Genomic DNA, 24,671 nt, shown 5'->3' on the forward strand with positions numbered 1-24,671 from the left:
GAGGCGGTTCCCGACAACGCGTCGATAGGATGCTCGCGGCCGGTGGACCGTACCCGGCCGGGCTGACCGACACCGAAGCCGGCCGAGCCCCCAATCGCTTCCGGAGGGTTTTCCGTGCCGGCTGGAACGCTGTACCGCGGCCGGGAAGGCATGTGGAGCTGGGTGGCTCACCGAGTCACCGGCGTCCTCATCTTCTTCTTCCTTTTCGCGCACGTCCTCGACACTGCTCTGGTCCGGGTCTCCCCGCAGGACTACGACACCGTCATCGAGACGTACAAGACGCCCCTCGTGAACCTGATGGAGTACGGCCTCACCGCCGCCATCCTGTTCCACGCGCTGAACGGCCTGCGGGTCGTGGCGGTCGACTTCTGGTCGAAGGGTGCCAAGTACCAGAAGCAGCTGCTGTGGACCGTCGTGGGCGTGTGGGTCGTCCTGATGGCCGGCGCCTTCTACCCGATCCTTCAGCACACTCTTCGCACCTGGTTCGGGGGCTGATCCGCGATGGCCAACGAGATCTCCGACACTCTTGTCGTCCCGTCCGCCCAGGCCCACACCGGCCAGGGCCTGGGTACCGGCAACCCTGCCGACGCGTTCGTCGTCGAGCCGGCCCGCACGCGCACCGAGAAGACCCCGCGCCGCACCCGTACCAACTTCGAGATGCTGGCGTGGCTGTTCATGCGGCTCTCCGGCGTGGTGCTGGTCTTCCTGATCCTCGGCCACCTGCTGATCATGCTGGTGCTGGACGGCGGCGTCTCCAAGATCGGCTTCGCCTTCGTGGCCGGCCGCTGGGCCTCGCCGTTCTGGCAGGGCTGGGACCTGCTGATGCTGTGGCTCGCCATGCTCCACGGCGCCAACGGCATGCGGACCGTCATCAACGACTACGCCGAGAAGGACTCCACTCGGCTCTGGCTGAAGACCATCATGGGCGTCGCCACGGTGTTCACCGTGCTGCTCGGCACCCTGGTGATCTTCACCTTCGACCCGAACATCTAATCGGCAGAGCCAGAGGCGCTTACCCCCATGCAGATTCACCAGTACGACACGGTCATCGTCGGCGCCGGCGGCGCGGGCATGCGCGCGGCCATCGAGTCGACCCAGCGCAGCCGCACCGCGGTGCTGACCAAGCTCTACCCGACCCGCTCCCACACCGGCGCGGCCCAGGGCGGCATGTGCGCCGCCCTCGCCAACGTCGAGGAGGACAACTGGGAGTGGCACACCTTCGACACGGTCAAGGGCGGTGACTACCTGGTCGACCAGGACGCCGCCGAGATCATGTGCAAGGAGGCCATCGACGCGGTCATCGACCTGGAGAAGATGGGTCTCCCCTTCTCCCGCACCGAGCAGGGCCGGATCGACCAGCGCCGCTTCGGCGGCCACTCCCGCAACCACGGCGAGGCCCCCGTCCGCCGCTCGTGCTACGCGGCCGACCGCACCGGTCACATGATCCTCCAGACGCTGTTCCAGAACTGCGTCAAGCACGGCGTCGAGTTCTTCAACGAGTTCTACGTCCTCGACCTGCTGATCAACGAGGGCCGCACGGCCGGCGTCGTCGCCTACGAGCTGGCCACCGGCGAGATCCACGTCTTCCAGGCCAAGGCGGTCGTGTTCGCCTCCGGCGGCACCGGCAAGATGTTCAAGGTCACCTCGAACGCCCACACCCTGACCGGTGACGGCCAGGCCGTGGCGTACCGCCGGGGCCTGCCGCTGGAGGACATGGAGTTCTTCCAGTTCCACCCGACGGGCATCTGGCGCATGGGCATCCTGCTCACCGAGGGCGCCCGCGGCGAGGGCGGCATCCTGCGCAACAAGGACGGCGAGCGCTTCATGGAGCGCTACGCGCCGGTCATGAAGGACCTCGCCTCCCGCGACGTCTGCTCGCGCGCGATCTACAGCGAGATCCGCGAGGGCCGCGGCTGCGGTCCGGACGGCGACCACGTCTACCTGGACCTGACGCACCTCCCGCCGGAGCAGCTGGACGCCAAGCTGCCGGACATCACCGAGTTCGCGCGCACCTACCTCGGCATCGAGCCCTACACGGACCCGATCCCGATCCAGCCCACCGCGCACTACGGCATGGGCGGCATCCCGACCAACGTCGAGGGCGAGGTGCTGCTGAACAACACCGACGTCGTCCCCGGCCTGTACGCCGCCGGCGAGGTCGCCTGCGTCTCGGTGCACGGCGCCAACCGCCTGGGCACCAACTCGCTGCTGGACATCAACGTGTTCGGCCGCCGCGCGGGTCTCGCCGCCGCCGAGTTCGCCGCCAACAACGAGTTCGTGCCGCTGCCGGAGAACCCGGCCGAGCTGGTGCAGAACATGGTCGACGCGCTGCGCGAGTCGACCGGCACCGAGTCGGTGGCGCAGCTCCGCAAGGAGATGCAGGAGTCCATGGACGCCAACGCGTCCGTGTACCGCACCGGCGACACCCTCAAGCAGGCCGTCGCCGACATCGCCGCGCTGCGCGAGCGGTACAAGAACGTCGCCATCCAGGACAAGGGCTCGCGCTTCAACACCGACCTGCTGGAGGCCATCGAGCTGGGCAACCTGCTCGACCTGGCCGAGGTCACGGTCGTCTCGGCGCTGGCCCGCGAGGAGTCCCGCGGCGGCCACTACCGCGAGGACTTCCCGAGCCGCGACGACGTGAAGTTCATGCAGCACACCATGGCGTACCGCGAGGAGGCCGCCGACGGCAGCACCTCCGTCCGCCTCGACTACAAGCCGGTCGTGCAGACCCGCTACCAGCCGATGGAGCGTAAGTACTGATGAGCACTCCGACCCTGGAGAAGCACTCGGCCGCTCTGGACGCGGCCGAGGCGGGCGCGACCGCGCTGATCAACGTCACCCTGCGGATCCGCCGGTTCAACCCGGAGGAGCACCCGGACCCGGTGTGGGTGGACTACCAGCTGCTGATGGACCCGAAGGAGCGCGTCCTGGACGCCCTCAACAAGGTCAAGTGGGAGCAGGACGGCACCCTGACGTACCGCCGCTCGTGCGCCCACGGCATCTGCGGCTCGGACGCCATGCGCATCAACGGCCGCAACCGGCTGGCGTGCAAGACGCTGATCAAGGACGTCAACCCGGAGAAGCCGATCACGGTCGAGCCCATCAAGGGCCTCGCGGTCCTCAAGGACCTGATCGTCGACATGGACCCGTTCTTCCAGGCGTACAAGGACGTCATGCCGTTCCTCATCACCAAGGGGAACGACCCGACGCGTGAGCGCCTGCAGTCCCAGGAGGACCGCGAGCGGTTCGACGACACCACCAAGTGCATCCTGTGCGCGGCGTGCACGTCGTCCTGCCCGGTGTTCTGGAACGACGGCCAGTACTTCGGCCCGGCCGCGATCGTCAACGCGCACCGCTTCATCTTCGACTCGCGCGACGAGGGTGCGGAGCAGCGGCTCGAGGTCCTCAACGACCGTGAGGGCGTGTGGCGCTGCCGCACCACCTTCAACTGCTCGGAGGCCTGCCCGCGCGGCATCGAGGTCACCAAGGCGATCGCCGAGGTGAAGCGCGCGCTGGTCACCCGCCGCTTCTGATTCGGAGCAGCGAACGCCCGAGGGCCCGTCCGGTTCGTCCGGACGGGCCCTCGGGCGTTCTGCCGTGCGGGGTTCAGCGCAGGGCGCCGAGGTCCTTCGGGGCGGCGGTGCCGTCGAAGGTCAGCAGGTGGCGGGCGGCGGTGACGGCGTACAGGTCGGGCCGGCCGTCGCCGTTGCCGTCGCCGGAGCTGCCGAGCAGCGGGTACTCGGCGGCGGGGAAGGTGCCGACGGCGGTGCCGGCGGACGGGTCGGCGAGCGCGGAGAAGTCGTACGTGCCGTCGGCCTGCTTCGCGATCGGGTACGTGCGCAGGGTGCCGGTGGCCCGCTCGCGGGCCCACAGGGCGAGGCTGCCGTCGGCCGCACTGCCGGGTGCGACCACGTCGTAGCCGGCCCAGGTGCCGGTGGTGGAGAGACGTCGGACGGTCTGGTAGCCGTAGTTGAAGCCGGGGTCGGTGAGCAGCCAGAGGTCGCCGTCCTCGACGGTCAGCAGGGAGCTCTGCTGGTAGTCGTCGAGCGAGCCGAGCGCGACGAGCTGCTCGGTGTGCGACCAGTCGGTGGTGAAGGCCGGGTCGGCGGACTCCGGGCGGTACACCAGGGTGACACTGTGCCGGAAGGCGCCCTGGTCGAAGTTCCGGTACAGGTACAGCGCCGTCCCGCCGGGCCGGTGGGCGAGCAGGTCGTCGACCGGGCCGTGGCTGCCCGGGTCCCAGCCGCGGTGTGCGAGCCGGTAGGCGGACCAGTCGGTCGTGTCGGGGGCGAGGGTGGCAGGGAGGGTGGTGGCCGCGGCGGTGCTGTCGGCCGCGGCGCTGACGATCTGCAGGGAGCCGTCGCCGCCGGGAACGAGGATGTCCGGTACGGCGTCGCCGTCGACGTCGCCCGGGGCGCTCGGCGGCGGAGTGGGGTTCGACGGCGCGTAGAAGGCGTAGGCGACCGGCTGGGAGGCGTTGCCGGCCTCGTCGAAGGCCTGCACCGTGAGGATGTTGGTGCCCCAGTCCTTCGGCTTCAGGGTGAAGGTGGCGGTGCCGTCCGCGGCGGGCCGCACGGCGTCGGTGCAGTCGTTGCCGACGCTCGGGGTGCCGTTGAGGACGTACCGGTAGCAGGCCACGCCGGAGGCGGCGTCGCTGCCGGCGACGGTGAAGGTGCCGGTCTGGCCGGCGTACTTCTGCGGGGCCCGTCCGCTGTCGGAGGCCGGGAAGTCGGCCGAGTCGACGGTGAGGGCCGGTGCGGTGGTGTCGATGCGGAAGCGGCACTCGGCGGTGGGGGCTCCGCCGCCGGCGCCCTTGGCCTGCCAGGTGTAGGTGCGGCCCTCGGTGAGGCCGGCGGGCCGCGCGGTGGCGGTGCCGTCGACCGCGGCGCCCTCGGCGTCGAGGACCTTGCTGCCCGTCTCGTCCCAGACCTTGAAGCGCGCCCGGTCCGCGGCGGTGCGGGCGGTGAGGGCCGGCTCGGCGGTGGCGATCCAGCCGGGCGCCGTGGTGCCGTCGCAGGCGTCGGTGCGGACGCCGGTGCCGAAGAAGCCCGGGCTCGGCACGACGGCGGGGTCGGTGGCCCTGCCGTCGGTGGCGGCGGAGGCCGCCGGTGCTGCCAGGAGCCCGGTGGCGAGGGCGATGCCGGCGGCCGAGGCCAGCAGGCGCGGAGAGACCGTACGGAACACTGTGTGACCCACCCCAAGGAGACGCGCGTGTGTACGCACGATGCGCACACGGCGGAGATCATTCCAGCCGAACTCCCCGCCGGGCAAAGGGTTTCGGCGTCAGTCCGCGGAGCGGGCGCGCAGGCCGCGGACGCCGAGGACGCCGATGGCGATGCCGAGGACGAGGGAGGTCGCGGCGAGCAGGAGGTGGACCCAGAAGAAGGCGGTCGGCTGGGAGTGGTCGCCGCCGGTGAAGGCCTGGCCGCCGGAGTCCTTCCAGAGGTTCTTGACGAAGGTCGTCCAGATGATCAGGGACCACACGCCGAAGGCGGTGAGGAACCAGGAGGTGCGGCGACTGAGCTTCATCGGGGGTCCTTCGCGGGCGTCGGTGTGCTGCCCGTCCAGTATGCGCAGCCCGCCCGGGCGCATCCGTTCGGGGGGAGTCGGCGGCGGCCGGGCGGCGCCGGACGGCCCGGCGGGTACGTTCCGGAAATGCTGACCGACCGTCACTTCGTCCACCGATGTGCCGCCGCAGCCGTCGCCGGTCTGTTGGCCCTCGCCCCGGGTGCCGCGGCGGCCGTCCCGCAGGCCGCCGCCGAGGCCGTCGGCGGCGAGCGGCTGGCCCGGCCCGGGGTGCAGGTGGCCCCGGACTCGGGCGCGCCGGACCTGCCGGGCGGGCTGACCGGGCGCTCCTGGCTGGTCGCCGACGGCACCACCGGCGAGGTGCTGGCCTCGTACAACGCGCACACCCGGCTGCCGCCGGCGTCCACCCTGAAGATGCTGTTCGCCGACACGGTGCTGCCCAAGCTGGACCGCGAGGCGGTGCACCGGGTCGCCCCGGAGGAGCTCACCGGGCTGGGCCCGGGCAGCAGCCTGGTCGGGATCAAGGAGGACCTCGACTACAAGGTGGAGGACCTGTGGCGCGGGGTCTTCCTCAGCTCCGGCAACGACGCGGTGCACGTGCTCGCCCACATGAACGGCGGGATCGAGCGGACCGTCGCCCAGATGCAGGCCAGGGCGGACGCGCTGCAGGCCAACGACACGACCGTGGTCACCCCGGACGGCTACGACCAGGACGGCCAGGTCTCCTCGGCGTACGACCTGACCCTGTTCGCCCGCGCGGGCCTGCGCAACCCGGACTTCCGGGCGTACTGCTCGACCCGGGACGCCCAGTTCCCCGGCGCCGTCGACCGGGCCACCGGGCAGCGCGGCAGCTTCGGCATCGCCAACACCGACCGGCTGCTGGGCAAGTACCCGGGCCTGATCGGCGTGAAGAACGGCTACACCACCAACGCCGGCTCGACCTTCACCGGCGCGGCCGAGCGGGACGGCCGGCTGCTGCTGGTCACCGTGATGCACACCTCGACCTACCAGAAGGTGTACGACGAGGCCGCCGCCCTGCTCGACTGGGGCTTCGCCGCGGTCGACCGGGTGACGCCGGTGGGCGTGCTGGCCGAGGACACCTCGGCCGTGCAGGCCGCTCCGTCGGCCGAGCCGCAGCCCAATCCGGTGCCGGACGTCGTGCCCTCCACCGCGCCGAGCCCGCACCGGCCGGCACCCGCACCGCCGGTGGCCGCCCCGGCCCCGGACCGCGAGTCCGAGCGCGCGCACCGCAAGGGCGGCACGGCGGGGATGCTGGCCGCCGGGCTGTGCGCGGCGGCCGCGGTGGTGGCGGCCCTCCGGCTGCGCCGGCAGCGGGCCGGGCGGCTCTCGCTGCGCCCGGCGCTGCGCCGGTGGGCCGGCGCCGCCACGACGGTGCGGCGGCGCTGACCCCGGCCCGGGCCGCCGCGGGCGTCAGCGCCGGCCGCGGGCCCGGGCTGCGCGGAGCGCCTTGCGGGCGGCGCGGGTGGCGAACGGCGGAAGCACGTCGATGGCGATCTTCCGGGCGGTGGAGCGCTGCGGAGGGGCCGGACGGGCGGCGGGCGCACCGTTCGGCTGCGGGCCGTCGAAGGCGAGCCGGTAGCAGGTGTGGCCGGCGATGAGTTCGTCGTCCATCCGGAAGCCCTCGGCCTTCCAGTCGCGGGCGAGCAGCTCCTTCTGCACGGCCTCGGCATCGCCCCAGGTGCCGTAGAACTTCTCCGGCGTGAGGCAGACCGGCTTGAGGCCGAGGTCGAAGACCGCCTCCCAGACGGCGGCGGCCACGCCGGGGGTGTGCGGGGCCCGGTAGTCGTCGAAGGCCACCACGCCGTCCTTGGCGAGAACGTCCCGGGCGACCAGCACGTCGCCGGCGACGTGCTCGTACAGGTGCGAGGCGTCCACGTGCACGAAGCGGCAGGAGTCGGCCGGGATGCGGCCGTCGGCCAGCACCGAGGTCGGCGCCTGGACGATGGCCGGCAGCTCCGCGTGGAACGCCAGGTAGTTGGCCTCGAAGGCCTGCCGGGTGAGGGTCTTGCGGTAGGACATCGCCATCTCGGCCGAGTTCTCGTCGTCCGGGGCGTCCGAGTCGAAGAGGTCGCAGACGGTGAAGGTCTCGCCGGGCTGCAGGTACTGGCCCAGTACGACGGCGCTGCGGCCGAGGTAGGCGCCGAGTTCCAGCAGGTCGCCGGTGGTCCCGGCGGCGGTCTGGCGGCTCAGCAGCCAGCCGAAGATGTCCTGGTCTGCCTTCCAGAACCAGCCCGGCACGTCGTCCGGCGTGCGCGGGACGGGGGTGGCGGCGGTGGTTTCTGCGCTGGTCACGTGGCGCTCCAGGTGTGGCGGCGGACAGGATGTCGCGATGCGGGCTCGGCCGGCGGGGATGTGCCGGATGAGAGCCGGATGAGAGGTAGGACGTGATCCTAGTCACGTCCGAGTGTGCCCGACAGGGGGCCGGACTCACTTCTCGTGGGACGCTTCGATCAGCCTGCGTCCCTGGTCGTGGGTACGCATCCGGGCCGCGGCCGGATCGGCCAGGGCCGTCCAGGCGGCGCAGTAGAGCAGCAGCCTGGCGACGAAGTCGATCCACAGCAGCAGCGCCACCGGGACGCCGAAGGCCCCGTACAGGCTGCGGCCCGCCACCGAGCCGAGGTACGAGGAGAGGGCCACCTTGAGCGCCTCGAAGCCGATCGCGCCGATCAGTGCGCCGCCGAGGACGCCCCGGCGGGTCTGGTCGGTGATCCGCGGGAACGGCGCCAGCAGGTAGGCGAAGAGCAGCAGGTCGGCGCCGACGGCGATGACGAAGCCGGCCAGGGTGAACACGGCGCGGCCGGCCCCGTCGGACAGGCCGATGGCATCGGCGAGGCGCCGGGCGAGGGTGGTGGCGCCCGCGGAGGCGCCGAGCGAGAGCAGGCAGACCGCGCCGAGGCCGAGCAGCACGAGGCAGTCCCAGGCCTTGCGGACGAGCACCTTCCCCGGGTCCTCGGGCAGCCGCCACACGGCGCGGATCGAGCTGCGCATGGTCTCCACCCAGCCGAGCCCGGACAGCAGCAGGATCACCCCGCTGATCACACCGACGGTGGCCGCGTTGGCGACCAGCGCGTCCAGGTCGATGACGTCGGAGAGGCCGGAGGCCTGGTCGGCGATGTCCTGCTGGAGTTCGTCCACCCGGGCGTCGGAGAGCGTCGCGGCGGCGATCGCCAGGGCCACGGTGAGCAGCGGGAAGAGTGCGAGGAAGCCGAAGAAGGTCACCGCGCCGGCCAGCCGGTTGCCCTGGGTGTCCGTGAAGAGCCGGTAGGCCTTCCAGGCGCGGGTCCGCATCAGGCGGGTCGCGAGCGGGCCGACGACCGGGAGACGGGCGAGGAATTCCACGGGCTTACCCATCGGATCACCTGAAAGAGCGACGACCGGTCCTGTATACCGCCCGCTCCGGGCGGGTCGGCCGAGCCCGTCGGCGCGGCGGCCGGGCAGTGCCCGAGTGGCCTACGACCTGCCGGCGGGGTCAGGTGCCGAGGTCGGAGGCGGTGCCGTCGGGGCGGGTGGTGCCCGCGGGAGGTGCGGCGGGACGGCCCTGCGGCGGGGTGACGTCGCGGACGGCGGCGGCGCGCTTGGCCCGGCGGGCGGCCCGGGCGGCGAGCTGCCGCGTCCGGGCGAGGGCGCGCACGCTCTGGAAGGTGAGGTAGTGGCCGTGGCTGAGCAGTTCGGTGCGCACGCCCTCGGCGCCGGCGGCGGGCCGGTAGCCGGAGGGGCGGAGCCGGGCGCAGTGCCGGGCGGCTCTGCGGAAGAACTCGCGGCGGTCGCCGGGCGGCACCCGGTCGGGGCGGCTGACCACGGTGCTGAGGTGGTGGACCATCCGGGCGAAGACCACCGGCCGCCAGCGGTCGAGGTCGGGGCGCCGGTCGAGGAAGGCGAAGACCAGGTCGTACTGGTCGAAGATGTCGAAGTGCTTGCGGCTGACGGTGGCGAGTATGTTCCCGCCCTGCTTGCGCTGGCGGTAGTGGACGCCGACCCGGTCGAGCATGGTCATCCGGCCGGCCGCGAGCAGCGCCGGGAAGGTCCACGGGGTGTCCTCGTAGTACCCGGCGGGGAAGGTGAGGCCCTCGGCGTCGATCCAGTCGCGGCGGTAGGCCTTGTTCCAGACCACCATCAGCAGGTCGAGGAGGTCCGGGCGGCCGTCCAGGTCGAACACGTCCGGGCCCGGACGGGCGAACAGCGGTGCCGAGTTGGAGCGCGCCACGCGGCCGTCCCAGTAGGTGCGCGCGTAGTCGTAGACCAGGATGTCCGGGTCGGCGCAGGCCTCGAGGCGGTCGTCGACGGCCTGCAGCAGGCCGGGGGTGAGCGTGTCGTCGCTGTCCAGGAAGATCACGTAGTCGCCGGTGGCGACCTCGAGGCCGGCGTTTCGGGCGCGGCCGAGGCCCACGTTCTCGTCGAGGTGCAGCACCTTGATGCGCGGATCGCGCCCGGCGGCCTCGTCCAGGATCGCCCCGCAGCCGTCCGGCGAGCGGTCGTCGACGGCAACGAGCTCGAAGTCAGCGCACGACTGGGACAGCACCGAGTCGAGGCACTCGGCCAGGTACTCCTCGACCTGGTAGACGGGGACGATCACGCTGAAGCGGGGCATTTGCAGCTCATTCTAAGGGGGCGCTCAGTCGACCGTGATCTCCGGACGGGTCTCGCCCGGGAACCGGCGCGCGGCCAGCGGCAGACTAGCCGCCGCGGCCCGGGCCGCGCACCCCCCGACCGGTCGGACAGGTCTCGACCGCTGGCCGTACCATCGGGTCACCCCCGTGCGCGGTGGCGCCCCCCGGCCCCGCCGCACCGCCCACTCCCCAAGAGGCCGACCATGCCCGAAGACCGCGAGCCGAACGCCGCGTCCGTCCCCGCCGGCGGCGCCACCGCCGAGGCCTCCTACACGGAGCGCCTGGTGACCCTGGAGCAGTCCGGCATCAAGCGGCTGCTGCCCACCCAGGCGCCGTACCGCTGGAACCTGCGCCGGCTGGGCCTCGGCCGGGTGCTGGACGTGGGCTGCGGCGTCGGCCGGAACCTGCAGAACTGCGGCCCGGACAGCGTCGGCGTGGACCACAACGAGACCTCGGTGGCCACCGCCCGGGCCCGCGGCCTGAAGGCGTACACCGCCGACGAGTTCCGGGCGGACCCGGAGCTCAGCCGGCCCGGCGCCTTCGACAGCATGCTGGTCGCGCACGTGCTGGAGCACCTGGACCTGGAGACCTGCAAGGAGCTGATGGCCGGCTACCTGCCGAGCATCCGCTCCGGCGGCAAGGTCGTGCTGATCACCCCGCAGGCGGCGGGCTACCGCTCCGACCCGACGCACGTGCGCTTCGTCGACTTCGAGGGGCTGCGCACCCTCGCCGGGGAGTTCGGGCTCCGCATCGGGCGGACGTACTCCTTCCCGCTGCCGGAGGCCGCGGGCAAGGTCTTCAAGTACAACGAGTACGTGCTCGTCGGCCTCGTTCCCTGACCCTGCCGTACCAAAGACGTCCGAGCCCCGGACGGTAGGATCTCCGTACATCTGTGCCGATTCACCCGCGGCCGACGCCCCCGATGAAAGGCCCGCAAGCCCGATGGCCCCTCGACTCTCCGTCGTCGTCCCGATCTACAACGTCGAGCGCTACCTCGAGGAGTGCCTGGACTCCATCGCAGCCCAGACCTTCACCGATCTGGAGTGCGTCATGGTGGACGACGGCTCCAAGGACGGCAGCGCCGCCATCGCCGAGGCGTACGCCGCGAAGGATCCGCGGTTCCGGCTCGTGCAGCAGGAGAACAAGGGCCTGGGGGCGGCCCGCAACACCGGCTACCGGCACATCGCCGAAGGCACCGAGTTCCTCGCTTTCGTCGACAGCGACGACACGCTCCCGCCGAGCGCCTACGAGCTGATGATCGGCACCCTGGACGAGACCGGCTCCGACTTCTGCACCGGCAACGTGCTGCGCTTCCGCGCCGTCGGCTACTACCAGTCGGGCGGCCACCGCAAGCCGTTCAAGGAGACCCGGCTGCGGACGCACATCACCGAGATCCCCACGCTGGTCACCGACCGCACCGCGTGGAACAAGGTCTACCGCCGCTCCTTCTTCGACGGCGCGGAGATCCTCTACCCCGAGGGCATCCTGTACGAGGACGCCCCGGTGAGCGTGCCCCACCACTACCTGGCGACCAGCGTCGACGTGCTCTCCGAGCCGATCTACCACTGGCGCGAGCGCGAGGTCGGCGAAATGTCGATCACGCAGATGAAGACCAACCCGAAGGGCCTGATCGACCGGGTCACCTCGATGGAGCTCGTCCGGGCCTGGCTGCTCAAGCAGACCGACCCGAAGTTCAAGCGCTACCTGCGCACCTACGACGAGAACAACCTCGTCGAGGAGATCCCGATGTTCTTCTGGTCCGTCCTGGAGGGCGACCGGGACTACCGCAACGCCTATCAGGAGTGCGTCGGCCGGCTGCTGCGCGCCATCGGCCCCGAGCAGATCCGCAAGCTGCGCGCGCCGCTGCGCCTCAAGTACCACCTGACCCTGCAGGGTCGGATGGACGAGCTCGTCGAGCAGATGCGGTTCGAGAAGGACAGCAACGGCGCCGCCCCGGCCCGCGGCCTGCTCCGCGCCTACGCCGACTACCCGTTCCTGCGCGGCGGCCGCAAGAGCGTGCCCGCCGACGTGCTGCGGCTGGACAACGCCCTGGTCATGCGCAGCCGCCTGTACGAGGCCGCCTGGGTGGGCGGCAGGCTCCGGCTGACCGGCCACGCCTTCCCCGAGCACCTCGGCGTCGAGCACCGCACCGACATGGTCCGGCTACTGGTGCTCCGCGAGGCCAAGGGCCGCCGGGTGCTGGCCCTGCCCGCCAAGGCGCAGTACAGCCCCGAGGCCACCGCGAGCTCCCCGCACGACCTGTACAGCTGCGACTGGGCCGGCTTCTCGGCGACGATCGACCCCAAGCGGTTCAAGCACCGCGGCGAGTGGCGCGAGGGCTCCTGGCGGGTGCTGGTCGCCGGCGTCGGCAAGGGCGGCGTCTACAAGGGCCGGATCTCCGGCGGCTGGAGCGACACCGCCGAGTACCCGCCGGTGCACTGGGTCGAGCAGGACGTCCGGGTCGTGCCGTGGCTCAAGGACAACCACCTCAACCTGCGCATCGAGCGGGTGCGGGTGCGGGCCGCCGGCGTCACCGCCTCGGGCGGCAGCGTGACCGTGGCCGGCCTCGCCGTCTCCGGGATGAACCTGGCCGGTGCCCGGCTGCGCCTCAAGCACGTCGAGTCCGACCGCGACCTGTACTTCCCGCTGGAGCTCGGTGCCCCGGCCGGCCGCGAGGTGCCGTTCACCTCGACCTTCCCGATCGCCGACATGACGGCCGTCCGCGAGGCCTGGGCCGCGCTCGACCCGGGCTCCGCCGAGCGGCTGCGCGACCGCTGGGACACCGAGGTCGAGCTCGCCGACGGCACCACCGTCCCGGTGGTGCTGGACGAGCGGGCCTCGACCGAGCAGCTCGACCTGCCGATCGTCGGCGACACCCGGGCGCTGTACACCAAGGCCTCCCCCAGCGGGTACCTGCAGTTCGCCGACCAGGTGCTGCAGCCGGTGATCGACGGGATCGCCGCGGCCCGCGACACCGAGGGCTTCCTGGTCAGCGGCTCGTTCCCGCTCGGCGGCACCCACCGCTACGAACTGGTGATCCGGCACAGCTGGCGGGAGGAGGAGCACTGCTACCCGGTGGAGATCACCGACCGCCGGTTCAAGGCCGCGCTGCCGGCCGTGCCGACCGCCTCCTTCGCGGGCCGGGTCCCGCTCGCCAAGGGCACCTGGGAGGTCTTCTTCCGCCGGGTCGGCGCCGCCGCCGACACGCTCTGGCCGACCGCGCTGCTCTCCCCCGCCTGCCACGGCACCCTGCCGCTGGAGGTCGAGGCCCGCGGCAAGCGGATCACCCTGGAGCGCCGCGGCTACGACGGCCTGTCGCTGGAGTCGCACCAGGCGCTGCTCCCGGAGGAGCGCAGCGGCTACTCGCAGCGCAAGCTGCGGCACGGCTTCCCCGAGCGGAAGACCCGCCCGCTGACCGACAGCGTGCTGTACGTGTCCCCGCTCGGCGGCCGCTACGCGGACTCGGCGCGGGCGATCCACGAGGAGCTCGTCCGCCGCGGCGCACCGCTGCGCCACCTGTGGACCTCCGACGACATGCAGGCCGACCTGCCGCAGACCGCCGAGGCCGTCCGGCAGTGGAGCCCGGAGTGGTTCGAGGCGCTGGCCACCGCCCGGTACGTCGTCACCGGCACGCACCTGCCCGACTTCTTCGTCCGCCGCGAGGGCCAGACCGTACTGCAGACCTGGCACGGCACGCCGCTCAAGCGGATCGGCCACGACTTCGAGAAGATCTGGTTCACCGACTCGGAATACCTCAAGCACCTCGACCACGAGGTGCCGCAGTGGAGCCTGCTGCTCTCGCCGAACCGCTGGTCCACCCCGGTGCTGCGGCGGGCCTTCCGCTTCGAGGGCGAGATCGTCGAGTCCGGCTACCCGCGCAACGACGTGCTGTTCGCCGCGGACCGGGAGAAGACCGCGGAGCGGGTCCGCGAGCGGCTCGGCCTTCCGGAGGGCAAGAAGGTGGTGCTGTACGCGCCGACCTTCCGCGAGGACCGCCGCCGGCCGCAGGGCGGCTACCAGCTCGACCTGCGGCTCGACCTGGCCGCCGCCCGGGCCGCGCTCGGCTACGACCAGGTGCTGCTGGTGCGCACCCACGACATGGTGTGCGGCCAGGTCGCGGACGCCGGCAACGGCTACGTCTGGGACGTCTCCACCTACCCGGACGTGCAGGAGCTGCTGCTGGTCGCGGACGTGCTGGTCACCGACTACTCGTCGATCATGTTCGACTTCGCGAACACCGGCCGGCCGATCCTCTTCTTCACCTACGACCTGGAGCACTACCGGGACAACCTGCGCGGCTTCTCCTTCGACTTCGAGGCGACGGCCCCCGGGCCGCTGCTGGCCACCTCGGAGGCCGTGGTCGAGGCGCTCGGCCGGACCGACCGGGTCGCGGCCGAACACGCCGAGGCGTACGCCGTGTTCCGCGAGACGTACAACGACCTGGACGACGGCCGGGCCGCGGCCCGGGCGGTGGACGCGCTGCTGGGCTGAGGCCCTCGGAGGGGCTGCCCGGAGGGTCGTACACCCTCCGGGCAGCGGTTCGCGCCCGACGCACCCCCGTGTACTGGGGAAACTCCCAGGGTCGGGCGGTTGACCTGTGCGTCGGACCCGGTGTGAGATGGCGTCCGCAGTTCACGCCAGTGTCGTCGCCGCTCCCCCGGCCCTCCCCCAGCGACACGACGGGGACAGCCGGCCACCCGGCCGCCAGCACCTCGGAGAGCCGCCCCCGATGCCCACCGCCACCGTGCCCGCCGTCGTCTCCTCCCCGGAGGCGGCGAACCCCGCCGAGCCCGAACCCGCCGTCTTCGGGGCCCGTGCCGTCCGCTGGACGGAGCGCGGACTGGAGATCACCGGCTTCGCCCACCCCGGCGACCGCGACACGGGCCGCCTCTCCGCCGGGCTCACCACGCTCACCGCGAAGCCGGGCGGGCGGGCCCGTCCGGTCCTGCTGCGCACCCGCCGGGTGCACCTCCCCGAGGCGACCGACGAGAGCGGCCAGACCCGCTTCAACCACGACTGGTCGGGTTTCACCGCCGTCCTCGACCTGGAGCGGCTGCGGTCGGGCGGGGGCTGGAAGAAGGGCGTCTGGCGGATCGGCGCCACCCTGGTGGCGGGCCTGCGCCGGCACACCGGCGCGCTCGCCCCGCACTGGTGCGGCTCGGGCGAGTACCCGACACTGCGCTGGGTCGACCACGACGTGCGGATCGTCCCGTACTTCGCCACCGACCAGGGGCTGCGGCTGCGGGTCGAGCAGGTGCGTGCCCGGATCACCGGCCTCACCGCGGACGGCGGCGTCCTGCACCTGTCCGGGCGGGGCGACCTGCCGGAGGGCGCCGTGCTGCGGCTGCGCCACCGGCAGTCCGAGGCGCTGCTGGACCACCCGGTCGGCGCCGACGGTTCCGGATTCGCCGTCGACCTGCCGCTCGCCCCGCTCACCGCGGACGGCCGCGGGGCCGAGGGCCTGGAGCACTGGGACGCCGAGTTCGCGCTGCCGGACGGCGGTCGCCTGCGCGTCGTCCTCGACGAGCGCGGGGGCCCGGTGTCCGGCCTGCACCGGCTGCCCGGCACCGACCGCGTCCTGCACGTCAAGCAGCTCGCCGACGGCCACCTGCAGCTGTGCGTGCAGGGCGGCGGCGTGCTGGTGGACTCCGTCGCCGCGGACGGCGACGGCTTCGACCTGGGCGTGCACGCCCTGCTGCCCGGCGACGGGCCGCTGGAGCTCGTGCTGCGGCACTCCAACGGCACCGGCGAGGTGCGCCGCCCCGTCGCGCGGGCCGAGCGGACGGGCGTCCGGGTGCCGGCCGTCGTCACCGCCTCCGACGGAGTCGCGCACCCGCTCCGCCAGGGCGTGTGGGAGCTGTGGCTCCGCCCGGTCGGCGACGCGTCCGCCGAGCAGTCGCTGATGCTCGCCCCCGCCGTGCTGGACGACCTGCCCACCGAGATACGGACCGACGGCGACAAGCGCATCGTGCTGCAGCGCCGCTGGCACAACACCCTGCTGGTCGACTCGACGCCGGTGATACCGGCGGCCGAACGCAGCGCCTACGCCCAGGAGCGGCTGCGCACCACCGGCTACCGGGCGGCCCGGGAGCTGCCGCTGCGCGAGACCGTGCTGTACGACGTCTTCGGCGGCCGCGGCTACGCGGACTCCCCGAAGGCCGTCCACGCCGAACTGGTGCGGCGCGGCGCCGGGCTGGAGCACCTGTGGGTGGTGGACGACGCGCAGGCCGCGGTGCCGCCCGGCGCCCGGGCCGTCCGCTCGCACAGCGCCGAGTGGTACGAGGCGCTGGCCACCAGCCGCTACCTGGTCGGCAACACGCACTTCCCCGACTTCCTCGAGCGCCGCCCCGGGCAGGTGGTCGTGCAGACCTGGCACGGCTCGCTGCTGAAGCGGATAGCGCACGACGTGGAGAACGACTGGCTGGCCGACCACGGCTACCTGGAGACGCTGGCCCGCGAGGTGCCGCAGTGGAGCCTGCTGGTCTCCCCCAGCGCGTTCGCGACGCCGATCCTGCGGCGGGCGTTCCGGTACGAGGGCGAGGTCCTGGAGTCCGGCTACCCGCGCAACGACGTGCTGGCCGTCGGCGAGGGCGGGCAGGCCGTCCGGCAGCGGCTGGGCATCCCCGACGGGAAGCGGATCGTGCTGTACGCGCCGACCTGGCGGGAGGACCAGCAGCGCGCCAACGGCGACGGCTTCGAGCTGGGCCTGCGGCTCGACACGGACGCCGTCCGGGCCGCCCTCGGCGAGGACCACGTGCTCCTGGTGCGGCCGCACGCCCACGTCCGCGAGCCGCTGCCGGGTGCCGGGGACGGCTTCCTGTACGACGTCGGCGACTACCCGGACGTGCAGGAGCTGCTGCTCGCCGCGGACGTGCTGGTCACCGACTACTCGTCGATCATGTTCGACTTCGCCATCACCGGCCGGCCGATCCTCTTCTTCACCTACGACCTGGAGCACTACCGGGACACCCTGCGCGGCTTCTACTTCGACTTCGAGGCGGAGGCCCCCGGGCCGCTGATCCCGACCTCGGACGAGGTGGTCGCGGCGCTGCGCGACCTGGCCGGCCCGGCCGAGCTCACCAGGGCGCACGCCGCGGCGTACGAGCGGTTCCGCGCCACCCACTGCCGTCTGGACGACGGCGGTGCCGCCGCCCGGGTGGTGGACCGGATGCTCGACCTCGCACGGCGACCGTGACCGATCGGGAGTTCGGTTCCACCGATAAGGTGGGCCACCACGTCCCCGCCCGACCCTGAGGCAGACCGATGACCGCACTTCTCGACGACCCCACGGCCGAGGACTGGGAGCACGCCAGGCACGCCCGGCGCGTCCCGGCCCGGTGGCGGCTGCCGCTGTACGTCGGCGTCGGCGTGGAGGCCGTGCTGCTGCTCTGGTGGGCCGCCTTCTACCCGGGCCTGACCAGCTACGACTCGGCGGCCTACGTCTCGCAGGTGACCACCGGCTACTGGAGCTCCGAGCACTCGGTGGCCTACAACGTGCTGGTCTGGCTCGCCCTGCACGTGCCGGGCAAGCTCGCCGTGCTGACCCTCGCCCAGACCTTCCTGGCGTCGGCGGTGATGGCGTACACCTGTGTGGCCCTGAAGGGCCTCGGTGCGCGGGCCCGCTGGACGGCGCCGATCGCGCTGCTGCTGGCGATGGCGCCGCCGACCGGTGCGTTCGTCGTCTACATCTGGAAGGACGTGCCGTTCACGCTGTGCTCGGTGCTCGCCTTCGCGGCCGGTGCGCGGCTGGTCTCCCGCCGCGCGACCCGGGCGGACTGGTGGGTGCTGGCGGCGGCCCTGGTCGGCATGGGCCTGTTCCGCAACAACGGCCTGGGCGTGGCGCTGATCGCCGGCCTGGCGCTGGCCGTGGGGATCCGCGGCCGCCGGGTCCGCCTGACCGTGCTGACGCTGTTCGCGGTGGGCCTGTCGCTCGTCCTCCAGCTGGTGGTCTACCCGTCGCTGGGCATCAAGCAGCCGGCCAAGAGCTCGGTCTACTCGCTGAACTACCACGACGTCGCGGTGGCGTACGCCTCCGAGCCGGGCCTCTTCAGCGCGTCGGACAAGGCCGTGATGGCCCAGGTCACCCCGTTGGCCGACTGGACCAGGGGCGGCAGCAACTGCTACGTGTCGGACCAGCTGGTGCTCGCCTGGAACTTCGACCGGCCGGCCGCGGAGCGGGTCAACGACCGGCTGATGCGGATCTGGACGAAGGTCGCGAAGAAGCGCCCCGACCTGGTCCTGAACGCACGGATCTGCCGCGGCCACATCGCCTGGTCGCCGTTCCCCGGCCCGGCCGACCGGGCCGCCTACACCTGGATCGCCAGCCCGGCGCCCACGCCGAAGGAGCTGTACGGCGTCGCACCGCCGGGCAGCCCGATGGCCTCCAACCCCAACCGCTTCGCGCTGTACAGCAACCCGGTGTCGTACAAGCTCCGTCACCTGGCCGAGTTCTGGTACACCGCCGCCAAGGTCAAGCAGCTCGACTGGCTGCTGTTCCGCGGCGCGACCTGGTGCTACATCGGGTACGCGGCGCTGCTGGTGTTCGCCCGCGGCCGGCGGATGCGGTCGGCACTGGCGCTGACCGGCGTCATGGTCGGCTTCCAGCTGACGGTCCTGGCGGCCAACCCGGCCCCGCTGTACCGGTACATGGTCGGCCCGATGTTCATCGGCGCGTTCTGCCTGGCGCTGGTCCCGGCCCGCAGGGCGGGCCGGGACCGGAAGGGCTGACCGGGGCGGCGCCCCGGCGCGGCTACCCGCCGAAGGTGTAGTCGCGCCAGGGCCGCCAGACCTCGTCCGGGCCGAAGCGGGAGAGCCCGAAGCCGGGCACCGTGAACGCCGCGTTGAAGCCGCGCGCCTTCTCGAACGCCTCGTCAAGGATGTCGTCGGGCAGGCCGTGCGCCACCGTGACGTGCGGGTGGTACGGGAAGGCGAGCTCGCGGGCGAGCGGCCCGGAGCGGACGTCCGCCTCCAGCCCGCGGCACTCCTGGGCGCCGCCCTCGACGCGGACGAACACCACCGGGGAGACCGGCCGGAAGGTGCCGCTGCCCAGCAGCAGCATCGGGAACGGCCGGTGCACGGCCGCGACCGCGCGCAGGTGCGCCTCGATCTCCGGCAGCCGGGCGGCCGGCACCTCGGTCGGCGGCAGCAGGGTGACGTGGGTGGGTATGGACCGGGCGCGCGGGTCGCCGTGGCCCGCGCGGGCGTCCTGGATCGCCGAGCCCCAGGGCTCCGGCACCGATATCGACACGCCGATGGTGACGGTCTCCGGGAGCTCCTCGGGCTCCCGGAGACCGCCGCCGTCGGGCACTGCTCCGGCGGTCGGCGGCATCAGCGCTTGGGCGCCAGGAAGCCGATGCGGTCGTACACGGTGGCGAGCGTCTCGGACGCCACCTCGCGGGCCTTCTCGGCGCCGAGGCCGAGGACGCGGTCCAGCTCGGCCGGGTCCTCCAGGTAGGCCCTGGTGCGGGCCTGGAAGGGTGTCACCCACTCGGTGAAGAGCTCGGCCAGTTCGGTCTTGAGGGCGCCGTACATCTTGCCCTCGAAGTGCGCGACCAGCTGCTCGATCGACTGCCCGCTGAGCGCGGAGTGGATGCGCAGCAGGTTGGAGACGCCGGGCTTCTCCTCCTCGTCGTAGGAGACGACGGTGCCGGTGTCGGTGACGGCGCTCTTGAACTTCTTGGCGCTGACCTTGGCGTCGTCGAGCAGGTTGACCAGGCCCTTGGCGGAGGAGGCCGACTTGCTCATCTTGGCCGACGGGTCCTGGAGGTCCAGGATCTTGGCGGTCTCCTTGAGGATGTGCGGCTTCGGCACCGTGAAGGTGGGGCTGTAGCGGGTGTTGAAGCGCTCCGCGAGGTCCCGGGTGAGCTCCAGGTGCTGGCGCTGGTCCTCGCCGACCGGCACGAGGTCGGCCTGGTAGAGCAGGATGTCGGCGATCTGCAGGATCGGATAGGTGAACAGGCCGACCGTGGTGCGGTCGCTGCCCTGCTTGGCGGACTTGTCCTTGAACTGCGTCATCCGGGAGGCCTCGCCGAAGCCGGTGAGGCAGTTCATCACCCAGCCGAGCTGCGCGTGCTCGGGCACGTGGGACTGGACGAACAGGGTGCAGCGCTCCGGGTCGAGGCCGGCGCCGAGCAGCTGGGCCGCGGAGATCCGGGTGTTCTCGCGGAGCTGGGCCGGGTCCTGCTCGACGGTGATCGCGTGCAGGTCGACCACCATGTAGAAGGCGTCGTTGGCCTCCTGCAGGGCGACCCACTGCTGGACGGCGCCCAGGTAGTTGCCGAGGTGGAACGAGCCCGAGGTGGGCTGGATGCCGGAGAGCACCCGGGGACGGTCCTTGACCGGACCTGCGACCGCTGCGTTGACCATGTCGGCCATTGTTCCAGTTTCACCGACCGCTCAGGAAACATCTGCCCCTGGAGGTTCCGACAGTGTGACCGCACTCACCCGGACACGTTCGATCCGCCGCCCGTCCAGCTTGGCGACGGTCAGCCGGACCCCGTCCTCGGTGGTGACCGCGTCACCGCTCTCGGGCAGCCGGCCGAGCTCCCGGACGAGGTAGCCGGCCACCGTCTCGTAGGGGCCCTCGGGCAGTGCGACGCCGGTCTCGTCGGCGAAGTCGGCCAGGTTGAGCAGGCCGTCGAGCTCCACGCCGCCGCCGGCCAGGCGCCGGGTGGCGGTGGTGTCCAGGGCGTCGTACTCGTCGCGGATCTCGCCGATGACCTCCTCGACGAGGTCCTCCAGGGTGACGATGCCGGCGGTGCCGCCGTACTCGTCGACCACGATGGCCAGGTGGTGGCCCTCGCGGCGCATCTCGCCCATCGCCTCCAGCACCCGCTTGGTGGCGGGCAGCAGCTTGACCGGCCGGGTGAGGTCGCGCACCCGCACCGCCTTGGCGCCGCGCGCCCCGTACAGGTCACGGACGTGGACGAAGCCGGTGACCGCGTCGTAGGAGCCCTCGACCACGGGGTAGCGCGAGTGCGGGGCGGAGTCGGTCTCCGGGCGGACCTCCGAGACCAGGCGCTCGGCGTCCAGGAAGGTGACCTCGGTGCGCGGCTTCATCACCTCGCGCAGCTGCCGCTCGCCGGCCGCGAAGACGTCGTTGATCAGGGCGCGCTCGTCGCTGCCGAGCTCGGTGTTGGCGGCGACCAGGCCGCGCAGCTCCTCGGAGCTCATCGAGCCGCGGCCGGCCGACGGGTCTCCGCCGCACAGTCGGACCATCAGGTTGGTGGAGTGGCCGAGCAGCCAGATGACCGGGCGCAGCACCACCGACATGACGTCGACGACGGGGGCGGCGAGCACGGCGATGGAGTCGGCGCGCTGCAGGCCGATCCGCTTGGGCGTCAGTTCGCCGAGCACCAGGGAGGCGTAGCTGATGGCCAGGGTGAGGCCGACCAGGGCGACGGTGTCGGAGAGCCCCTCGGAGAGGCCGAGGTCGACGAAGAGCGGGGCGACCTTGCCGGCCAGGGTGTCCGCGCCGAAGGCGGCGGAGAGGAAGCCCATGCAGGTGACGCCGACCTGGACGGCGGCGAGGAAGCGGTTGGGGTCGGCCGCGAGGTGGGCCGCCCGGGCCGCGCGGCGCGTGCCGGCCGCCTCCAGTGCGCGGATCTGGCCCTCGCGCAGCGAGATCAGCGAGATCTCGGCGACGTTGAACAGACCGCCCAGCATGATGAAGACGAGGACGAGCGCGGCGTCCTCGAGGTTTTCGGTCACGACAGGAGTGTAGAAGGACGGCCGGGCGCCCCAGGGGCACCCGGCCGTGCGTCAGTCTCGGGGAGACCGGTCTCAGATGAGGCCGAGCTCGGCGACGGCGTCGCGCTCCTCGGCGAGCTCCTTGACGGAGGCGTCGATGCGGGCGCGGTCGAAGTCGGAGAGGTCCAGGCCCTGGACGATCTCGAACTTGCCGTCCTTGGTGGTGACCGGGAAGGAGGAGATCAGGCCCTCCGGCACGCCGTAGGATCCGTCGGAGACGATGCCCATGGAGGTCCAGTCGCCGGCCGGGGTGCCGTTGACCCAGGTGTACACGTGGTCGATGGCGGCGTTGGCGGCCGAGGCGGCCGAGGACGCGCCGCGGACCTCGATGATCTCGGCGCCGCGCTTGGCGACCTTCGGGATGAAGAAGTCCTGGACCCAGGCCTGGTCGGAGCCGGTGGCCTCGAAGCCGCTCTTGCCGGCGATCTCGGCGTGGAAGAGGTCGGGGTACTGGGTGGCGGAGTGGTTGCCCCAGATGGTGACCTTCTTGACGTCCTCGACGGTGACGCCGGCCTTCTTCGCGAGCTGGGCGACGGCGCGGTTGTGGTCGAGGCGGGTCATCGCGGTGAAGCGCTCGGCCGGGACGTCCGGGGCGTTGCGCTGGGCGATGAGGGCGTTGGTGTTGGCCGGGTTGCCGACGACCAGGACCTTGATGTCGTCCGCGGCGTGGTCGTTGATGGCCTTGCCCTGCGGGCCGAAGATGCCGCCGTTGGCCTGCAGCAGGTCGCCGCGCTCCATGCCGGCGGTGCGCGGGCGGGCGCCCACGAGCAGGCCCACGTTGGCGCCGTCGAAGGCGGTGGCGGCCTGGTCGGTGATGGTGATGTCGCGCAGCAGCGGGAAGGCGCAGTCGTCGAGCTCCATGGCGACGCCCTCGGCGGCCTTGAGGCCCTGCGGGATCTCCAGGAGTCGGAGGTTCACCGGAACGTCGGCACCGAGCAGGTGACCCGAGGCGATGCGGAAGAGCAGCGCGTAGCCGATCTGGCCGGCAGCTCCGGTAACGGTGACGTTGACGGGGGTGCGAGTCATTTCTACCTTCTCCAGCAAATCGCCAGGTGCCCCAGGCACGTCGTCGGCGCACTGGAGCCGAGGATGATCTCTCGATATCGAGAGACCTGCGTCAGGTTATCGCAAAGGCAAGCCTATGCCGCCTAGCGGGCGTGGCTGATGCGTCACACAGCGCGCGGCCCGCCGGCGGCGCGGGCGCGGGTGTCCGCCCGCGCGCCGCCGCCGGGCCGCACCGGTCAGTGCCTGGGCCGGCCGACCAGCCGCCCGATGTCGTCCAGCCATGCGAGGTGCAGCCAGGGGTCGGGCTGCGCCACCAGTGTCAGCAGGACGATCACCCCGCCGAGGAAGGCCAGCACGCCGACGTCGGTGAACCTGCTGCGCACCGCCAGCATGCCGACCTCCGGCAGGGCGGCCCGCAGGGCCGCGCCGAGCAGCAGCGAGGCGCCGACGATCAGCAGACCGATCTTGAAGTCGGCGGCCCAGGTCACGAGGATGCCGAGACCGGCCACCGCCAGCACCAGGCTTATCGGCCACTGGCGCGCCGGCAGCGAGTGGCCGCGGCCGAGCGCCGCCGCCGAGCCCTCCGGCGGCAGGGTGCCGGTGGTCTTCAGCGGCCTGCGCCGGGAGCGGGGGGCCCGTACGACTGCCATCGGAATCAGTGGTCGGCGCGGCGCTCGGCCGCCTCGACGATGTTGTTGAGCAGCATGGCGCGGGTCATCGGGCCGACGCCGCCCGGATTCGGGGAGATCCAGCCCGCGACCTCGGCCACGCCGGGGTGCACGTCGCCGACGATCTTGCCCTCGCTGCGGCTGACGCCGACGTCGAGCACGGCCGCGCCGGGCTTGACGTCCTCCGGCTTGACCAGGTGCGGCACACCGGCGGCGGCGATCACGATGTCGGCCTTGCGCAGGTGGTAGCCGAGGTCCCGGGTACCGGTGTGGCAGAGGGTGACGGTGGCGTTCTCGCTCTTGCGGGTCAGCAGCAGGCCGATGGAGCGGCCGACGGTGACACCGCGGCCGAGCACGACAACCTCGGCGCCGTTGATCTCGACCTGGTGGCGGCGGAGCAGCTCGACGATGCCGAGCGGGGTGCACGGCAGCGGGCCCTGGATGCCGAGCGCCAGGCGGCCGAGCGAGGTGGGGTGCAGGCCGTCGGCGTCCTTGTCCGGGTCCATCAGCTCCAGGACGGGGTTGGGGTCGAGTCCCTTGGGCAGCGGCAGCTGCACGATGTAGCCGGTGCAGGCCGGGTCGGCGTTGAGCTCGCGGACGACGTCCTCGACGTCCTGCTGGGTCGCGGTGGCGGGCAGTTCGCGCTGGATGGAGGCGATGCCGACCTCGGCGCAGTCCTTGTGCTTGCCGTTGACGTACCAGCGGCTGCCCGGGTCGTCGCCGACCAGGACGGTGCCGAGGCCGGGGACGATGCCCCGCTCCTTGAGGGCCGCCACACGGACGGCGAGTTCGGACTTGATCGCGGCCGCGGTGGCCTTGCCATCGAGAATCTGGGCAGTCATGGCCCCATTCTCCCGGATCGGCGCCGGCGGCCGCGCCGCGGGCCGCGGCCTGCCGGGGGCGCGGCCACACCGGCGCACGCCGCCTTGCACGCCCCTGTACGGCGCGCCCGGCCGGTGCCGCACGGACTGTCGCGGAGCCGCGCACGGAGCGTGCGGCCCGGGTTGCGGTTGTGCCACATTTGTGTCCGCGGGCCGGTCGCGGCTGGACAGCGCCCCGTGGTAACGACCACCATGACCCGGAGCAAATTCTG

The 24,671-nt window shown here is 72.4% G+C and carries 19 protein-coding genes and 1 pseudogene; 9 read left to right on the forward strand and 11 right to left on the reverse strand.

Features of this window, described 5'->3' with window-relative positions:
* Positions 1–114 precede the first annotated feature (114 nt).
* The 4 genes from sdhC to AB0M03_RS14695 are packed head-to-tail and all read left to right on the forward strand — an operon-like array spanning position 115 to position 3,536.
* The gene (sdhC, locus tag AB0M03_RS14680) at positions 115–495 is read left to right on the forward strand and encodes a succinate dehydrogenase, cytochrome b556 subunit (protein WP_363491829.1); all 381 of its coding nucleotides are present in this window, start codon (positions 115–117) and stop codon (positions 493–495) included.
* 6 nt (positions 496–501) lie between these two features.
* Complete coding sequence (locus AB0M03_RS14685) at positions 502–993, forward strand: succinate dehydrogenase hydrophobic membrane anchor subunit (RefSeq protein ID WP_363491830.1); 492 nt, start codon at positions 502–504, stop codon at positions 991–993.
* 27 nt (positions 994–1,020) lie between these two features.
* Positions 1,021–2,763, forward strand: a complete 1,743-nt coding sequence (gene sdhA / locus AB0M03_RS14690) for a succinate dehydrogenase flavoprotein subunit (protein WP_363491831.1) — start codon at positions 1,021–1,023, stop codon at positions 2,761–2,763.
* Entirely contained in the window at positions 2,763–3,536 is a 774-nt protein-coding gene (locus tag AB0M03_RS14695; protein WP_363491832.1) for a succinate dehydrogenase iron-sulfur subunit, read from the forward strand. The genes sdhA and AB0M03_RS14695 overlap by 1 nt, the downstream gene beginning before the upstream one ends.
* Positions 3,537–3,609: 73 nt before the next feature.
* Here AB0M03_RS14695 and AB0M03_RS14700 read toward each other — a convergent pair whose 3' ends face one another.
* Complete coding sequence (locus AB0M03_RS14700; RefSeq protein ID WP_363491833.1) at positions 3,610–5,187, reverse strand: hypothetical protein; 1,578 nt, start codon at positions 5,185–5,187, stop codon at positions 3,610–3,612.
* 99 nt (positions 5,188–5,286) lie between these two features.
* Positions 5,287–5,532 (reverse strand): hypothetical protein, encoded by a 246-nt coding sequence (locus tag AB0M03_RS14705; RefSeq protein WP_363491834.1) that lies wholly within the window; start codon positions 5,530–5,532, stop codon positions 5,287–5,289.
* Positions 5,533–5,658: 126 nt separating this feature from the next.
* Here AB0M03_RS14705 and AB0M03_RS14710 point away from each other — a divergent pair, with 126 nt between their 5' ends.
* Positions 5,659–6,936, forward strand: coding sequence for a serine hydrolase (locus AB0M03_RS14710; RefSeq protein WP_363491835.1), 1,278 nt, complete (start codon positions 5,659–5,661; stop codon positions 6,934–6,936).
* A gap of 24 nt (positions 6,937–6,960) precedes the next feature.
* Here the strand turns inward: AB0M03_RS14710 and AB0M03_RS14715 are convergent, their stop codons facing one another.
* From AB0M03_RS14715 to AB0M03_RS14725, 3 genes and pseudogenes are all read right to left on the reverse strand, one after another.
* A complete protein-coding gene (locus tag AB0M03_RS14715; RefSeq protein ID WP_363491836.1) occupies positions 6,961–7,842 on the reverse strand; it encodes a class I SAM-dependent methyltransferase in 882 nt (293 codons plus the stop codon).
* 135 nt (positions 7,843–7,977) lie between these two features.
* Positions 7,978–8,901, reverse strand: coding sequence for a YihY/virulence factor BrkB family protein (locus AB0M03_RS14720; RefSeq protein ID WP_363491837.1), 924 nt, complete (start codon positions 8,899–8,901; stop codon positions 7,978–7,980).
* Between the two features lie 385 nt (positions 8,902–9,286).
* Positions 9,287–10,138, reverse strand: a pseudogene (locus AB0M03_RS14725) (glycosyltransferase); the annotation flags it as partial.
* 222 nt (positions 10,139–10,360) lie between these two features.
* On the opposite strand from AB0M03_RS14725, the gene AB0M03_RS14730 reads away from it, so the two are divergent.
* From AB0M03_RS14730 to AB0M03_RS14745, 4 genes are all read left to right on the forward strand, one after another.
* Positions 10,361–10,996, forward strand: coding sequence for a methyltransferase domain-containing protein (locus AB0M03_RS14730; RefSeq protein WP_363491838.1), 636 nt, complete (start codon positions 10,361–10,363; stop codon positions 10,994–10,996).
* A gap of 103 nt (positions 10,997–11,099) precedes the next feature.
* Positions 11,100–14,648, forward strand: coding sequence for a bifunctional glycosyltransferase family 2 protein/CDP-glycerol:glycerophosphate glycerophosphotransferase (locus tag AB0M03_RS14735; RefSeq protein WP_363491839.1), 3,549 nt, complete (start codon positions 11,100–11,102; stop codon positions 14,646–14,648).
* A 238-nt stretch (positions 14,649–14,886) separates the two neighbouring features.
* Positions 14,887–17,352, forward strand: coding sequence for a CDP-glycerol glycerophosphotransferase family protein (locus tag AB0M03_RS14740; RefSeq protein WP_363491840.1), 2,466 nt, complete (start codon positions 14,887–14,889; stop codon positions 17,350–17,352).
* A gap of 68 nt (positions 17,353–17,420) precedes the next feature.
* A complete protein-coding gene (locus AB0M03_RS14745; protein WP_363491841.1) occupies positions 17,421–18,884 on the forward strand; it encodes a hypothetical protein in 1,464 nt (487 codons plus the stop codon).
* A gap of 22 nt (positions 18,885–18,906) precedes the next feature.
* On the opposite strand, the gene AB0M03_RS14750 is transcribed toward AB0M03_RS14745, so the two are convergent.
* From AB0M03_RS14750 to AB0M03_RS14775, 6 genes are all read right to left on the reverse strand, one after another.
* Complete coding sequence (locus AB0M03_RS14750) at positions 18,907–19,485, reverse strand: 2'-5' RNA ligase family protein (protein WP_363491842.1); 579 nt, start codon at positions 19,483–19,485, stop codon at positions 18,907–18,909.
* Positions 19,485–20,522, reverse strand: coding sequence for a tryptophan--tRNA ligase (trpS, locus tag AB0M03_RS14755; protein WP_363491843.1), 1,038 nt, complete (start codon positions 20,520–20,522; stop codon positions 19,485–19,487). The genes AB0M03_RS14750 and trpS overlap by 1 nt, the downstream gene beginning before the upstream one ends.
* A gap of 30 nt (positions 20,523–20,552) precedes the next feature.
* The gene (locus AB0M03_RS14760; protein ID WP_363491844.1) at positions 20,553–21,866 is read right to left on the reverse strand and encodes a hemolysin family protein; all 1,314 of its coding nucleotides are present in this window, start codon (positions 21,864–21,866) and stop codon (positions 20,553–20,555) included.
* A 72-nt stretch (positions 21,867–21,938) separates the two neighbouring features.
* Positions 21,939–22,931 carry a malate dehydrogenase gene (locus AB0M03_RS14765; RefSeq protein WP_363491845.1) on the reverse strand — a complete coding sequence of 331 codons (993 nt, stop codon included), beginning with the start codon at positions 22,929–22,931 and terminating at the stop codon, positions 21,939–21,941.
* 215 nt (positions 22,932–23,146) lie between these two features.
* Positions 23,147–23,560 (reverse strand): DUF3017 domain-containing protein, encoded by a 414-nt coding sequence (locus AB0M03_RS14770; protein ID WP_363491847.1) that lies wholly within the window; start codon positions 23,558–23,560, stop codon positions 23,147–23,149.
* A 5-nt stretch (positions 23,561–23,565) separates the two neighbouring features.
* Complete coding sequence (locus AB0M03_RS14775) at positions 23,566–24,420, reverse strand: bifunctional methylenetetrahydrofolate dehydrogenase/methenyltetrahydrofolate cyclohydrolase (RefSeq protein WP_363491848.1); 855 nt, start codon at positions 24,418–24,420, stop codon at positions 23,566–23,568.
* Between the last annotated feature and the right edge of the window lie 251 nt (positions 24,421–24,671).

The organism is Kitasatospora sp. NPDC051914, assembly GCF_040680995.1.
Taxonomy (GTDB): Bacteria; Actinomycetota; Actinomycetes; order Streptomycetales; family Streptomycetaceae; genus Kitasatospora.